Raw genomic sequence first — 14,171 nt, 5'->3', positions numbered from 1 at the left:
GACGACGTCGCCGGCTCGTCAGACAAGGCCTGTGCTGCCCGCTTCTCGAGACAGCGCGAGGGTTCTCCCCGATTCTCATTTTGGAACGTCACTCCAGCCGCGGCTCGGACGGCGTACCGAGAGTCCGGACCGGCCCGATTTTATTTCTTCGTGGAACCCGTGGTTTCTCGGGAGTATGATTCCTTTCCGGCGACCGGGCGCCCACGATCAAGAACGAGCCGCGGCCTGCCCGATTTCGCCGCCAGTTGGCGACTAAGAAAGGTTAGCGAGAGGGGATTTGGAGGCAGGCGACAATATGCATTCCGACGCCGCATTCACTCATCGGGGATACTTGCTGAACTGCGCGCCCGCGCGGGCCGTGGACGGCACTTATCAACCGTACGTCGTCATTTCGCGCACGAGCGATGGCGAACTCGTGGCCAATCGTTTCTTTCCATCCGATCTGCGTTTTTCCGACGAGGCATCCGCCATCGCACATGCGCGCGATTGGGCGGTGCGCTTGATCGATGCGAGCAGCGTGACCGTGTAGACCCGGGTCGGGCGCGTGCCGATAAAACGCGGTAATCTTTTCGACGTTTTCACTTTCAGGCCGCGCCATGCGGTTTTCGTCGAGCCATGTCCAATCCGCTTGCCCGCCACTGGGGACTCGAGACGATCGTCGCCGAGCTGCGCGCCTCCCGCGAAGAACGGCATCGCACGCGCCACCCGCGCGGCATTCGGGAGCTGCCTTCGCGCGATGCGATCGTTCATATCGTCGACGGACTGCGCGCCTCGATGTTTCCGACGCATTACGGCGCCCCCGATCTGACTGACGAGACTGTCGACTATTACGTCGGCCATACGCTCGACAGTACGTTGAGGCTGCTCAGCGAGCAGGTTCGCCGCGCGCTGCGCTTTTTGCCCGAGCATGCGGAGACGGCCGACGCGGACCTTGGCGCGCTGGCGTTCCAAATCACGCGTACGTTCGGCACTCAGCTGCCGTCCATCCGTGCGCTGCTCGTCAGCGATATTCAAGCTGCATTTGCCGGCGATCCGGCCGCGCAGCACATCACCGAGATTTTGCTCTGCTATCCGGGCGTGCTCGCCGTCGTGCACCATCGCATCGCGCATGCGTTGCATCAGCTCGGCGTCCCGCTATTGGCGCGATTCATCAACGAGATCGCCCATTCCGCGACCGGTATCGACATTCATCCGGGTGCGCGGATCGGTCCGAGCTTCTTCATCGATCATGGTACGGGCGTCGTGATCGGCGAGACCGCCGTCATCGGCGAGCGCGTGCGGCTCTATCAGGCCGTGACGCTCGGCGCCAAGAGCTTTCCCGCCGACGGCGACGGTACGCTCGTGAAGGGGCAGCCTAGGCACCCGATCGTCGAGGACGACGTAGTCATCTATGCGGGGGCGACGATCCTCGGCCGCGTGACGATCGGGCGGGGTGCCGTCATCGGCGGGAACGTCTGGCTGACGCATAGCGTCGCGCCGGGGACCCACGTTTCACAAGGCAACGTGCGCGAAGGGGCGCGTGCCGACGAGCGCGAGCACGAGCCGGCGAGGCGCGCGCGCAAATGAACATCAGGCGCAACGGCCGCGTCGTGATGTACCGCTGCGCGTTGGCAGGCGTGGAGGCAACGTATGCCGACACCGCCCGGTCGTTCGCTCGCCATTCTCATGACCGCTTCGGCGTCGGCGTCGTTGTCCGCGGAGCGCAGCGCTCGGCGAGCGGATGCGGGCCCGTGGAGGCGCGCGCCGGCGACGCCATCACCGTCAATCCCGGCGAAGTGCATGACGGCGCACCGTTCGACGCGCGTGGACGCAGTTGGCGCATGCTCTACGTCGAGCCGCTGCTGGTGCACGACATCGCGCGCGACCTCGGCGCGCCCTCGCCCGCGTCGCTCGAAATCGAGCGCCCGGTGCTGCGCGATGCGAGGTTCGCGGGCCTCTTCGATCGAGCCTTCGTCGCAGCGGTGCACGGTCCGGTTGCGTTGGATGCCATTGCACGCGAAGAAGCGCTCTTTGCCTTTCTCGCCGACGTCGTGGCGCGCCAAACCACGGTTCGACTGCGGCAATCCGCGCCGTTGCCGCGCGGCCGGACGAATATCGCCGTCGCACGCGCGCGCATGCGCATCGACGACGATCCCGCGGGCGCCCTGACGCTTGCCGATCTCGCGGTCGAGGCGGGGCTGAGCCGCTTTCAGCTGCTGCGCGAATTCACGCGCGAAACGGGCTTGCCGCCGCACGCGTATTTGATTCAGCGGCGGGTGGCGCTCGCTCGCCGGCTCATCTCAGCGGGCGCTGCGCTGGCCGACGCGGCGCTCGGCGCGGGCTTTGCCGATCAGAGCCATATGACGCGCGCGTTCGTGCGCTTCTTCGGCGTAACGCCAGCCGGCTATGCCGCCGCGGTGCGTTGAGGCGCCGACCAATGCTTCGGGTCGGGCGGTTCGCGCTCGAGCCGCCGCAGCGCTTAGGAGCATGCGTCCGTAGTCACACGCATTGTTAAGCCCTTGCCGACGTGCGACATTCGGGCGGGGTTTTCCCTGACTGCCTTGAAAATCAAAAGGCTTTCGAAAACAAAACGCGAGAAGACGAAAATGCAAGAAGACATAGAGGCAAAGATGTCCACTCAGAAATCGGCTGAAATCGCGGCGCGCTTTGATCGGCTGCCCCCGTCCCGGACCATCTGGACCATGGTCATCCTGATCTCCCTCGGTGGCGTCTTCGAGTTCTACGATCTCTTCTTTACCGGCTATGTCGCGCCGGGCATGGTTCAATCGGGGCTGTTCAAGCCTGAATCGCTCGGCTTTTTCGCCGCGCTGGCGCCGCTCGCCGTAGCCGGCTTCGGCACGTTCGTCTTCTCCACCTTCGCGGGCTTGTGGATCGGTGCGCTTGTGTTCGGCTTCGTCGCTGATCGCTTCGGCCGCCGCTTTATCTTTACCTGGTCGCTCGTCTGGTATGTCGTCTGCACGGCGATCATGGCCTTCCAGGACTCAGGGCTCACGATCAACCTCTGGCGCTTCGCGGCCGGCATCGGCATCGGCGTCGAACTCGTGACGATCGACTCGTACATCTCTGAACTGATCCCGAGCCGAGAGCGCGGGCGCGCGTATGCCGTCAATCAGTTGATCACGTTTTCGGCCGTACCCGTCGTCGCCTTTCTCGCCTATATCCTCAAAGACACGAAGCCATTCGGCCTCGAATACTGGCGCGTGGTGATCCTGATCGGCACGCTCGGCGCGATCCTGGTCTGGATCATCCGCCGCAACATTCCGGAAAGCCCGCGCTGGCTTGCGCGTCACGGCCGTGCCGACGAAGCGGAGCGGATCGTGGCCGATCTCGAGCGCCGCGTGGCCGCTGAAAAGGGCATCACGTTGCCCGCGCCCGAGCGCGCCGCGGCGGAAATGGAGGGACGCGGCTCGTTCCGTGAAATCTTCGGACCGCTCTATCTGAAGCGCACGATCATCCTCTCGATCTTCAATATGGCCCAGGTCATCGGCTTTTATGGCTTCGCCGCCTGGGTGCCGACCCTGCTCATCCATCGCGGCGTTCACGTGACGGCCAGCCTCGAATACGCGTTCATCATCGCGATCGCCAATCCGTTCGGGCCGCTGCTGGGCACGTTCTTCGCGGACAAGCTCGAACGCAAGACGCAAATCTGCGGTGGCCTCCTCGTCATGGGCATCGTCATCGCGCTCTTCGCTCGCGCGTCGGACCCGGCCGTGCTGATCGTGCTCGGGGTTCTCTTCACGCTTGCTTCGAACGTCATGTCGTACGCCTATCACGGCTATCAGGCCGAGCTCTATCCGACGCGAGTGCGCGCTCGCGCCGTGGGCTTCGTCTACTCGTGGAGCCGCATCGCCGCCGCTTTCGCGGGGCTTGCGATCGGCATTCTTCTGCATAGCTATGGCGTGCCCGGCGTGGCCGTCTTCATCGCGGCATCGATGTTGGTCGGCATTTGCATGATTCTGTTGGGGCCGTCGACGAAGGGGCGCATGCTCGAAGCCATCAGCCACTGACGCGCGCCGGCCACGGCGAGCCGAAGAATCGTCACGCGACGTGCGCTCGCCGCCCGAGAGGCGTACGCTTCCTTGTAGGCGCGCAGGCGGCTACCCCGCCGCGAAGCCCGAAGCCGAAGGAGAATTCTATGAAATCGACCGTTCGGACCGGCGCTCATATCGAAGGCATCCATTGGGTGGCCGAATACGTTGAATCGACGCACGAAGTGCGTCTGCTGCGAGAAGGCGCCGAGGTGGGCGTCTATGACGCGCCGCCCGCGTTCTTCGGCGAGGAGGCGGATGCGGGCGCGAAGAACGCCGCCGATCATCGCGCGCTCGAGGCCGCGCTGCGCGCCTACCTGCTTCGCTTCGTCGCCGAGCACGACGCCGAAGAGTAAGCGCTGCCGGCAGCGTGCTTCTAGCCGCCGCTCGCGGCCGGGCGCGGCTCGTTCAGAAAGTTGAGGACAGCGCGGGTGAACGCGTCGGCCTGCTCGACGTTCGGCAGGTGAAGCGCGTCGAGCTCGACATGACGCGCGCCGGCGATCGAGGCTGCAAGCGCACGGCCGGCTTCCGGAGCGATCGCCGCATCGTGCGTTCCCGTCAAGATCAGCGTAGGCGCTTCGATGCGGACGAGCTCAGCGGTCAGGTCGGTCGATGCGACAGCCGCGCAGTTTCCCGCGTACCCCTCGGGATCGGTATGCCGGATCATGTCGCGGATGGCGGCACAGACGAGCGGCTCGCGCGCAACGAAAGCGGCGCTGAACCATCGGGCAATTACCGCATCCGCGAGTGCGGGCATGCCGCCGCCGCGTGCCTGCTTCATGCGCTCCGCCCATATTTCGGCCGAAGTTGGATTGCGCGGCGGTGCGCTGACGGAGATCAAGCGATCGATGCGCTCTCCGTGTCGCGCGGCCAGCGCCATCCCTGTCGCGCCTCCGAGAGAAATTCCGCAGAAATGCACGCGTTCGATTCCGAGCGCATCGAGGAGAGCGAGCACATCAGCGCTCAGTTGCTCGATCGTATAAGGGCCGGCCGGCGCGCTCGAGCGCCCGAGGCCACGCGTGTCATAACGCAAAACGCGAAAAGTCCGCAACAGCGTATCGATCTGCGGGGACCATAACGCGACATCGGTGCCGAGCGCATTCGATAAGACGAGCCACGGCGCATCGGCCCGCTGGGCGCCGTCGATCCGATAGTAGAGGCTGATGTCGTTGACATTGACGTAAGGCATAAAGGCACTCCTTTTTCCAGACCGAAGCATTTATTGTGCAAGAGGGCGCTCACGCGCGCCGCGGACGTGCGCAGGGCCCTACGAAACGTGAAACAATGGCTGGAGCGGCCGATGCTGAATACGACGACGGTTCGCTAGTGCATCGAGGTCGACTCGATTGCGCCAACATCAAGCCCCATACGCTACATCATAGGAGGACAGTCAGCGATGAGCAGCGGACCCCGATCGAAGAAGAAGAGCGAGCCGATGGCCAAGACCAGGGCGAGCGCCGCAGTGGACGTGGATCCGTCGACGCGCTGGTTAGCGCGGCCGACGCGCGAGCAGGCGGAGGACGCCGTGCGCGTGTTGCTACGCTGGGCCGGCGACGACCCCGACCGGGAAGGCCTGCGCGATACGCCCGCGCGCGTCACACGTGCCTACGAGGAGTTTTTCGCGGGTTACAACGTCGATCCCCGCGAGATCCTCGTCCGCCAGTTCGCGGAAGTCGACGGCTATGACGAAATGGTCGTGCTGAAGGACATCCGCTTCGAGAGCTACTGCGAGCACCACATGGTGCCGATTATCGGACGCGCGCACGTCGCCTATCTGCCGAAGCATCGCGTGGTCGGCATCTCGAAGCTGGCGCGGCTCGTCGACGCATTCGCGAAGCGGCTGCAGATCCAGGAAAAAATGACCGTCCAGATCGCCGATACGCTCAATGAGATTCTGCAGCCGAGAGGGGTAGGCGTCATTCTCGAAGCGGCGCACCAGTGCATCACGACGCGCGGCGTCCACAAGCCTGGCGTCGCGATGGTCACGTCAAGGATGCTCGGTTCGTTCAGGACCGACCCTTCCACTCGCCGCGAGTTTCTGTCGATTGTTGGTACCTCCAGCGTATCGGGGATGCCCAACGTTTGAGGCATTCGACTTCGAAGGCGTCATTCGCGCCGGGCTCCGTCGAGGGCGATCAGCGCCACGGCCGCAAGCACGCATCCCATTGCCGACCACTGTGCAGGGCCGACGGACTCGTGCAGGACCAGCGCCGCGAACGCGGCTGCCGATACGGGGACGAACGCCGTGAACGCGCTCGCCTGCGCGCCGGCAATGCGCGCCGCGCCGGCGAACCAAAGGAGGAAGCCGCCGACCGTCGGTACGAGCGCGTAGTAGACGACGCCCGCCAATGCCGATCGATCGATGCCGGCCGGGTTCCAGGGATGCTCGAAGAGCGCCGGCACGAGCGACAAGGCGAGGCCGATGCCCGACATCAGCGTGGACATCTGTAGCGGCGAGACGGGCGTCTGCAAACGCTTGTTGAGCAGGATGAAGAAGCCTTCGCAGAATACGGCGGCGAGCACGAGCAGATCGCCGAGCAGCGAAGACGCCGCGAGTGAGTCCGGGCGTGCGCCAGCCGCGGCGGCATCCGCCCTCAGGGTGCAGACGACGACACCGACCGTGGCCAGCGCGACGGCCGCGATCGTCATCGCGCCGGGCCGCTCGCGCAACGCAAGCACGGCGACGAGCGCCGCGACGGCCGGCAGGCTGCCGGCAATAACGCCGGCATCGGTGGCCGAGGCGAGGCGCATCCCGCTCAGCAACAAGACGGTGTAGCCGACGCTTCCGCAACCGGATTGCGCGACCAGTAGCCATGCCTCGCGCCGGCGCAGGCGCGGCCAGCGCTCGCCCGTGAGGCGCATCGTCGCCATCAAGATAGGAAATGCAATGGCAAAGCGCAGTGCCGTGGCGGAGAACGGCGGCAGCCCATGTGCAATGAGCTTGCTCGCGACGACCGTGCTGCCGACGCCGATCATCGCGAGCGCGCAAAACAAATAGCCAGTCAGGCGTGAACCCATTTGCAGACCTCTTCGTCTCGTCGAAAGATGAGCGCGAAGTTAGCCTGCGTCGAACGGGGGATCTTGAACGAAATTGCAGTCGGCCGCGTGCGCGTATCGCTCACTGCACGGTAGCGAGCACCTTCCTGACCGTCCCGAAGATCTTCTCGATCTGTTCTTCCTCGATGATGAGCGGCGGCGAGAACGCCACGATGTCGCCCGTGTAGCGGACGAGCACGCCTGCCTCGAAGCACTTGACGAACACTTCGTAGGCGCGCGCGCCAGGCGCGTCGGCCCGCGATTCGAGCTCGATGCCCGCGACGAGCCCCAGGTTGCGTACGTCCTTCACGTAAGGCGCATCGGCAAGCGCGTGCGCCGCGCGTTCGAAAGCGGGCGCGAGGCGACCGGCACGCGCAAAGAGGTCTTCCTTGCGATAGACGTCCTGCGTGGCGATGGCGGCTGCGCTTGCGACCGGGTGAGCCGAATACGTGTAGCCGTGAAAGAGCTCGATCGCGCCGGGCGGACCGCTTTCCACGATGGCATCGTGAACCTTGCGGCTCGCGGCCACCGCGCCCATCGGCACGGCCGCGTTGTTGATCGCCTTGGCGAGCGCGATGAGATCGGGCGTTACGCCGAGGAATTCACTCGCCGTCGCGCGGCCGAGCCGGCCGAAGCCCGTGATGACTTCGTCGAAGATCAGCAGAATGCCGTGCTTCGTGCAGATTTCGCGCAGCCGCTGCAGATACCCCTGCGGCGGGATCAGCACGCCCGTCGAGCCGGCCACGGGCTCGACGATGACGGCCGCGATCGTCGAAGGATCGTGCAGCATCACGAGACGCTCGAGCTCGTCGGCGAGGTGAGCGCCCCACGCCGGCTGCCCCTTCGAGAACGCGTTCTGTTCAAGGTTGTGCGTATGCGGCAGGTGGTCGACGTTGCCGAGCAGCGAGCCTGAGAAGGCCTTGCGGTTCGGCGAAATGCCGCCGACTGAAATGCCGCCGAATCCCACCCCGTGGTAGCCGCGCTCGCGGCCGATGAGCCGCGTCCGTTGCCCTTCGCCACGTGCCCGGTGATAAGCGAGCGCGATCTTGAGCGCCGTATCGACGGCCTCCGAGCCCGAATTCGTGAAGAAGACGCGATCGAGTCCGGCCGGCATGACCTTCGCCACTTTTGCCGCCGCTTCGAACGCGAGCGGATGGCCCATCTGGAACGGCGGGGCATAGTCGAGCGAGGCGGCCGTCTGTTGGACTGCGGCAACGATCTCGTCGCGGCAGTGGCCTGCGTTCACGCACCAAAGACCCGCGCAGCCATCGAGCACTTCCCGCCCGTCGCTCGCGCGGTAGTACATGCCGCGTGCCGAGACGAGCAGCCGCGGCGCGGCCTTGAACTGGCGGTTGGCGGTGAACGGCATCCAGAAACTTGCAAGATCGTCGGACGCAGGGTGGGCGGTCACGGCTTTTCTCCTGTTGTAGGGGTTTCGATCGGCGCTGCGATCAAACGATGCTAAGCGCGCTCGCGGCTTGGCGACGAATCACTCTAGCGCCCCCCGTCAGCCGATGGACATGCACAGTTATTCCACCGCCCTGCCAACTGTGCTGGTAAATTGGCGTTAACCGTATTGGGAAGTGGAGATGACAGCGTGCCCGCCTTGATCGATCTGAACCTCGAGCGCGACCGGGCGCGCGCGCCGACGCTCGTCGAGCAACTGGTGCGTGCGTTCGCGCAGGCGATCGACGCGCAGACGCTGAGGGCCGGCGCCGCACTCCCTTCGGTGCGGCAGCTGGCGCGCGAGCAGGGGCTCAGCACCTTCACGGTGACCGAGGCGTACGGGCGGCTCGTCTCGATGGGGCTCGTCGCGTCGCGGCCGGGCTCGGGCTACCGCGTCGCCGCACGCGGCGAGGCGACGCGCAGCGAGATGCCCGCCTGGCAGCCGCCGAGCTTGACGGCGACTTGGCTGCTCTCGGACGTCTATGCCGACCATTCGGTGCCGATCAAGGCCGGATGCGGCACATTGCCCAACGAGTGGGTCAACGAAGGCGGCCTGCATCAGGCGTTGCGCGCCCTGGCGCGCGTGCCGGCGGCGCGTCTGGCCGACTATGGGCATCCCTACGGTTTCGCGCCGTTGCGCGAGCGAATCGTGGAGCAACTCGATCGCCTCGGGCTGCCTGCCGCGCTCGATAACGTCCTGCTGACGCAAGGTGCGACGCAGGCACTCGATCTCATTGTGCGAACGTTGCTGAGGCCGGGCGATGTGGTCATCGTCGAAGACCCGGGCTACTGCAATCTTCTGCAGATTCTGAAGCTGGCCGGCTTGAAGGTGGTCGGCGTGCCGCGCACGCCAACCGGGCTCGACATCGACGCGCTCGATGCGCTCGTCGCGACGCATCGTCCGAAGGCCGTCTTCGTGAACACCGCGCTGCAAAACCCGACCGGCGCGACGTTCAGCATGGCATCGGCATTCCGCCTCGTTCAGATCGCCGAGCGGGCCGGCATGTGGATCGTCGAGGACGACGTGAGCCGCGAGCTGGCGCCGTCGAACACGCCGGTCATCGCGGCGATGGAAGGATTGCAGCGCGCGCTCTACATCGGCGGGTTTTCCAAGACGGTCACGCCCGCGCTGCGCTGCGGCTACGTCGTCGGTCAACGCGACGTGCTGCGTGAGCTTGCGCGGATCAAGATGGCGGTCGGGTTGACGTCGTCCGAGACGATCGAGCGCATCGTCGACAAGGTTCTCGTCGAGGGGCATTACGCGCGACATGTCGAGCGCGTCGACGAGCGGCTCAAAGAGGCGCATGCGGCCGTCGAGGCGAGCATGGACGAGTTGGGGCTGGAAATCTTTCATCGACCGCGCGCGGGACTCTTCCTTTGGGCTCGCTTGCCGATCGAGGACGAGCGTGCCGCCGAAGTGGCGACCGAAGCGCTCGGCGACGGCATCTGGCTCGCACCTGGCTCCTACTTCCGCCCGGATGATGCCGCGAGCGCCTGGTTTCGCTTCAACGTTCCTTATTCGAACGACGGGCGGCTCTGGCGGTTCTTGCGGCGCGTCGTCGGTACCTGATCGTCAGCATCTGAGACCGGCCGCACCCGCCGTCGCGGTCAAGCAGCGAGGGCCGGCGGCGCGGAGCGATGGAGCAGCACGGGTATCGACTTGGAAGTCGGCGTATTGCACACGTCACCCACGCTCGAGAGTGGCACGAGCGGATTGGTCTCGGGGTAGTAGGCGCCGATGCACCCGCGCGGAATGTCGTACTCGACGAGCAGGAAGGAATCGGCGCGACGGTCGATGCCGTCGTCCCACACCGTAGTCAAGTCGACCCATTCGCCGGCCTTCAGGCCGAGCATGTCGAGATCGGCGCGATTGATGAAGACCACTCGGCGTTGGCCGAACACGCCGCGATAGCGGTCGTCCAGCGCATAAATCGTGGTGTTGTACTGATCGTGTGACCGTGTGGTCATGAGCACCATGACGCGCTCCCCGTGGAGCTTCTTCGCACGCGCGATCGGCGTATCGTGCTCGATCGCGTTGACGACGAAGTTCGCCTTGCCCGTGCCCGTCTTCCAGTCGCGCTCGCGCGATGCCACGCGCAGATGGAAGCCGCCGGGGTGTGCGATGCGCGCATTGTAGTCTTCGAAGCCCTCGATTGTTTGCTCGATCGCATCGCGGACGCGCGAGTAGTCGTTCGCCATGCCGAGCCAGTCCACTTTATCGCTGCCGATCGTCGCATGCGCGATGTTCGCCACGATGGCGACCTCGGACAGGAGATTCTTCGAAGCCGGAGCGTTCATTCCGTATGAGATATGGACCATGCTCATCGAATCCTCCACCGTGACGCCTTGCGCAACGCCGCCTTGCTCGTCGATTTCGGTTCGGCCGAGCGTCGGCAGAATCAGCGCATGCCTGCCGTGCACAAGATGACTGCGATTGAGCTTGGTCGCGATATGGACCGTCAGGTCGCAAGAACGCAGTGCATCGAATGTCCTCGGCGTGTCGGGCGTCGCGATGGCGAAGTTGCCGCCGAGACCGATGAACGCCTTAACATGCCCTTCGATCATGGCTTCGATCGTCTCGACGACATCGTAGCCGTGCTCGCGTGGCGGCTCGAAGTCGAACACCTTGCCGAGGCGGTCGAGAAATTCCTGCGTCGGCTTCTCCTCGATGCCGACCGTTCGATTGCCCTGTACGTTCGAATGTCCGCGCACGGGGCAGAGCCCCGCGCCTGCGCGCCCGATGTTGCCGCGCATCATCATGAGGTTCGACAGCATCTGCACGGTCGCCACCGAGTTCTTGTGCTGCGTCAAGCCCATACCCCACGTCGCGATGACGCGGCGGCCGTTGGCATAAATACCCGCGAGCGCCTCAATGTCCTCGCGCGCCACGCCTGATTCCGCTTCGAGCGTGGGCCAGCTTTCGGCGCGCAGATCAGCGGCGAATGCGTCGAAGCCGTGCGTATGGGCCTCTATGAAGTCGACGTCGAGCACGCGCTCCACGCCGCGCTCGCGCGCTTCGTCATCGAGCTCGAGCACCCGTTTCGCGACGCCCTTGAGCAGCGCGAAATCGCCGCCGACCTTGGGGCGAATGAACGTCGATGCGATCTTCGTGCTCGAAAGCGTCAGCATTTCGATCGGATGCTGAGGGCTCGCGAACCGTTCGAGCCCGCGCTCGCGGAGCGGGTTGATCGAGACGATGGTCGCGCCGCGCCGCGAGCATTCGCGCAGCTCACCGAGCATGCGCGGGTGATTGGTGGCCGGGTTCTGGCCGAAGATGAGAATCGTATCGGCGAGCTCGAAGTCGTCGAGCGTGACCGTGCCCTTGCCGATGCCGACCGTCACCGGCAGGCCTCGGCTCGTCGCCTCGTGGCACATGTTCGAGCAATCGGGGAAGTTATTGGTGCCGAACATCCGCACGAAGAGCTGATAGAGGAATGCGGCTTCGTTGCTCGCACGCCCGGAGGTATAGAAGGCCGCTTGGTGTGGCGAGGAGAGCTTCTTCAGCTCCTCGGCGATCAGCGCGAAAGCGCCGTTCCACGAAATTGGCTTGTATTTATCGGTCAGTGCATCGTAGACCACGGGGTCGGTCAACCGTCCATGCTGCTCGAGCTCATAGTCCGTTTGCTTCATTAGCGCTTCGATCGTATGCGCTTCGAAGAACGCCGGCGTCACCCGTTTCGTCGTCGACTCGGCCGCGACAGCCTTAACTCCGTTTTCGCAGAATTCGAACGTTGAGGAGTGCTTACGATCGGGCCACGCGCAGCCTGGACAATCGAAGCCATCGGGCTGGTTTTGCTTGAAGAGCGTCCGGTAGTTGCCGCCCGCGACCTTCTCCTTGATCAGATTGATCGCGACGTACTTGAGCGCCCCCCAGCCTGCCGCGGGGTGATGATAGGGCTCGATGCGCCCTTGCGGTTTCGATTTGTCCATGACGTCGGTTCCGATGACTTGTCGCGATGCCGAACGGCGCCTCATGCGGCCCGTTGCAGTATTGCCAGATGCGATGGTTGAAGCGTAAAGGCATCGCGGCCTCATCGGAGCACACACATCGGCGTGCGGAAAAAGAGTACAGTTCTGCGGGATGCGGATCTGCTCTGGAACTGTGCTCTATGACGGTGCACCGAAGCAAGGTCAGGGCGCGGCGCGCATGGATTTTGTGCAGGCAGTCAGTTGCGCCGTTGGCGCGTTACCCCGGGGAAGGACGCGGAACACCTATGGTGAAACTCTACGAACAGCTCGCGAAGGACATCGACGATCTCGTCCAACGCGGCGTTTTTCGCGCCGGAGACCGCATTCCGTCGGTCAGGCAGACGAGCCAGCATCGGCAGGTGAGCATCACGACGGTCATCCGTGCGTATCTGCTGCTCGAGAGCAAAGGGGTGATCGAGAGCCGACCGCAGTCGGGGTACTTCGTTCGCCGCGGTGCCGCCGACGCGGCTGAGCGCGACGTGGCGGGGTTGCGCCCCTCGAAGCCGCTCGCCGTTTCGTCGAAGGTCGACGTCAGCCGCCTCGTGCTTTCGACACTTCGCTCGATCGGCACCGATGAGGCGATACCGCTCGGCTCGCCCTATCCGGACCCGCGGCTCTTTCCGTTCGAGAAGATCAACCGCTATGCGTACTCGATCGGACGCGACAAGGCGATATGGGGCGTGACCGACGAATTGCCGCCAGGCAACCCCAATCTCATTCGACAAATCGCCCGCCGTTACCACGAGAACGGCATTGCGGTCGATCCACGTGAAATCGTGGTGACCGTCGGAGCGACAGAAGCGATCAACCTCTGCCTGCAGGCCGTCGGCAAGCCCGGCGACACAGTGGCTGTCGAGTCGCCGACCTTTTACGCGATGCTGCACGCAATCGAGCGCATGGGCATGCGCGCGATCGAAGTCGCGACGCATCCGCGCGAGGGGATCGATCTCGGCTCGCTCGAAGAAATCCTGAAGAAACGAACGATCGCGGCGTGCATGGTCATGCCGAATTTTCAGAACCCGCTCGGATTCCAGATGCCCGACGAGAAAAAGCGCGCGCTGGTCGCGCTGCTGTCGCGTCACGACGTGCCCATCATCGAAAACGACGTCTACAACGAGCTCTATTTCGGCGAGGCGCATCCGAGCGCGCTGAAATCGTACGATAAGAAGGGCATCGTGCTTCATTGCGCGTCGTTTTCGAAGAGCCTGACCGCCGCCTACCGCATCGGCTGGGCAATGCCTGGCCGATATCGCGATCAGGTGGAGAAGCTCAAGTTTCTCAACACGCTGACGACACCGTCGATTCCACAGCTCGCGATTGCCGAGTACCTCGAAAAGGACGGCTACGAGCACCATCTTCGCCGGGTGCGCAAGCTGTACCGGCAGCAGGCAAAGCTGACGAAGACGATCGTCGATCGCTTCTTTCCGGGGGGAACGCGTACATCGGAGCCGATGGGCGGCTACGTGTTGTGGGTCGAGCTGCCCAACAAGGTCGATTCAATGAAGCTCTACCAATCGGCGCTGGAGCGCGGCATCACGATCGGGCCCGGCTATATGTTCTCGACGTCGAACCGCTACAGCAATTTCATTCGGCTCAACTATAGTTATCAATGGTCTCCCGAGCTCGAGAACGCGCTCGTGACGGTCGGCAAGCTCGTCGCCCATGGTGCGCGATAGCGGGCGGCCGATGTCG

The 14,171-nt window shown here is 64.4% G+C and carries 12 protein-coding genes; 8 read left to right on the top strand and 4 right to left on the bottom strand.

The genetic code is table 11. The annotated features are described in order from the left end of the window. Positions 1 to 295: 295 nt before the first annotated feature. From AB4Y31_RS20770 to AB4Y31_RS20750, 5 genes are all read left to right on the top strand, one after another. Positions 296 to 529: a hypothetical protein gene (locus AB4Y31_RS20770; RefSeq protein WP_018444423.1), complete on the top strand. Its 234-nt coding sequence runs from the start codon at positions 296 to 298 to the stop codon at positions 527 to 529. Positions 530 to 615: 86 nt separating this feature from the next. Continuing rightward, a complete protein-coding gene (gene epsC, locus AB4Y31_RS20765; RefSeq protein ID WP_368675574.1) occupies positions 616 to 1,566 on the top strand; it encodes a serine O-acetyltransferase EpsC in 951 nt (316 codons plus the stop codon). Beyond that, the gene (locus AB4Y31_RS20760) at positions 1,563 to 2,405 is read left to right on the top strand and encodes an AraC family ligand binding domain-containing protein (protein ID WP_368675573.1); all 843 of its coding nucleotides are present in this window, start codon (positions 1,563 to 1,565) and stop codon (positions 2,403 to 2,405) included. Before epsC ends, AB4Y31_RS20760 begins: the two co-directional genes overlap by 4 nt. A 276-nt stretch (positions 2,406 to 2,681) precedes the next feature. Beyond that, complete coding sequence (locus AB4Y31_RS20755) at positions 2,682 to 4,007, top strand: MFS transporter (protein ID WP_368675930.1); 1,326 nt, start codon at positions 2,682 to 2,684, stop codon at positions 4,005 to 4,007. A gap of 128 nt (positions 4,008 to 4,135) precedes the next feature. Beyond that, entirely contained in the window at positions 4,136 to 4,384 is a 249-nt protein-coding gene (locus AB4Y31_RS20750; protein ID WP_368675572.1) for a hypothetical protein, read from the top strand. A gap of 20 nt (positions 4,385 to 4,404) precedes the next feature. Here AB4Y31_RS20750 and pcaD read toward each other — a convergent pair whose 3' ends face one another. Next, a complete protein-coding gene (pcaD, locus tag AB4Y31_RS20745) occupies positions 4,405 to 5,217 on the bottom strand; it encodes a 3-oxoadipate enol-lactonase (protein ID WP_368675571.1) in 813 nt (270 codons plus the stop codon). Positions 5,218 to 5,463: 246 nt separating this feature from the next. Between pcaD and folE the strand changes: the two genes are divergently transcribed. After that, positions 5,464 to 6,114, top strand: coding sequence for a GTP cyclohydrolase I FolE (gene folE / locus AB4Y31_RS20740; RefSeq protein ID WP_368675929.1), 651 nt, complete (start codon positions 5,464 to 5,466; stop codon positions 6,112 to 6,114). 20 nt (positions 6,115 to 6,134) lie between these two features. Here the strand turns inward: folE and AB4Y31_RS20735 are convergent, their stop codons facing one another. Further along, positions 6,135 to 7,046 carry a DMT family transporter gene (locus AB4Y31_RS20735; protein ID WP_368675570.1) on the bottom strand — a complete coding sequence of 304 codons (912 nt, stop codon included), beginning with the start codon at positions 7,044 to 7,046 and terminating at the stop codon, positions 6,135 to 6,137. A 100-nt stretch (positions 7,047 to 7,146) separates the two neighbouring features. Then, complete coding sequence (locus AB4Y31_RS20730) at positions 7,147 to 8,475, bottom strand: aspartate aminotransferase family protein (RefSeq protein WP_368675569.1); 1,329 nt, start codon at positions 8,473 to 8,475, stop codon at positions 7,147 to 7,149. A 195-nt stretch (positions 8,476 to 8,670) separates the two neighbouring features. Between AB4Y31_RS20730 and AB4Y31_RS20725 the strand changes: the two genes are divergently transcribed. Next, positions 8,671 to 10,080 carry a PLP-dependent aminotransferase family protein gene (locus tag AB4Y31_RS20725; protein WP_368675928.1) on the top strand — a complete coding sequence of 470 codons (1,410 nt, stop codon included), beginning with the start codon at positions 8,671 to 8,673 and terminating at the stop codon, positions 10,078 to 10,080. Between the two features lie 38 nt (positions 10,081 to 10,118). On the opposite strand, the gene AB4Y31_RS20720 is transcribed toward AB4Y31_RS20725, so the two are convergent. Then, positions 10,119 to 12,440 (bottom strand): FdhF/YdeP family oxidoreductase, encoded by a 2,322-nt coding sequence (locus tag AB4Y31_RS20720; protein WP_368675568.1) that lies wholly within the window; start codon positions 12,438 to 12,440, stop codon positions 10,119 to 10,121. A 287-nt stretch (positions 12,441 to 12,727) separates the two neighbouring features. On the opposite strand from AB4Y31_RS20720, the gene AB4Y31_RS20715 reads away from it, so the two are divergent. Beyond that, entirely contained in the window at positions 12,728 to 14,155 is a 1,428-nt protein-coding gene (locus AB4Y31_RS20715; protein ID WP_368675927.1) for a PLP-dependent aminotransferase family protein, read from the top strand. The last annotated feature ends 16 nt before the right edge of the window (positions 14,156 to 14,171 follow it).

The organism is Trinickia sp. EG282A (assembly GCF_040965455.1).
Taxonomy (GTDB): domain Bacteria; phylum Pseudomonadota; class Gammaproteobacteria; order Burkholderiales; family Burkholderiaceae; genus Trinickia; species Trinickia symbiotica.
This window is presented reverse-complemented; position numbering and strand designations above follow the sequence as displayed.

Coding starts and splice junctions, on each gene's coding strand:
- epsC (WP_368675574.1), top strand. CDS start 616: ATGTCCAATCCGCTTGCCCGCCACTGGGGACTCGAGACGATCGTCGCC.
- AB4Y31_RS20755 (WP_368675930.1), top strand. CDS start 2,682: ATGGTCATCCTGATCTCCCTCGGTGGCGTCTTCGAGTTCTACGATCTC.
- AB4Y31_RS20735 (WP_368675570.1), bottom strand. CDS start 7,046: ATGGGTTCACGCCTGACTGGCTATTTGTTTTGCGCGCTCGCGATGATC.
- AB4Y31_RS20750 (WP_368675572.1), top strand. CDS start 4,136: ATGAAATCGACCGTTCGGACCGGCGCTCATATCGAAGGCATCCATTGG.
- folE (WP_368675929.1), top strand. CDS start 5,464: ATGGCCAAGACCAGGGCGAGCGCCGCAGTGGACGTGGATCCGTCGACG.
- pcaD (WP_368675571.1), bottom strand. CDS start 5,217: ATGCCTTACGTCAATGTCAACGACATCAGCCTCTACTATCGGATCGAC.
- AB4Y31_RS20760 (WP_368675573.1), top strand. CDS start 1,563: ATGAACATCAGGCGCAACGGCCGCGTCGTGATGTACCGCTGCGCGTTG.
- AB4Y31_RS20720 (WP_368675568.1), bottom strand. CDS start 12,440: ATGGACAAATCGAAACCGCAAGGGCGCATCGAGCCCTATCATCACCCC.
- AB4Y31_RS20770 (WP_018444423.1), top strand. CDS start 296: ATGCATTCCGACGCCGCATTCACTCATCGGGGATACTTGCTGAACTGC.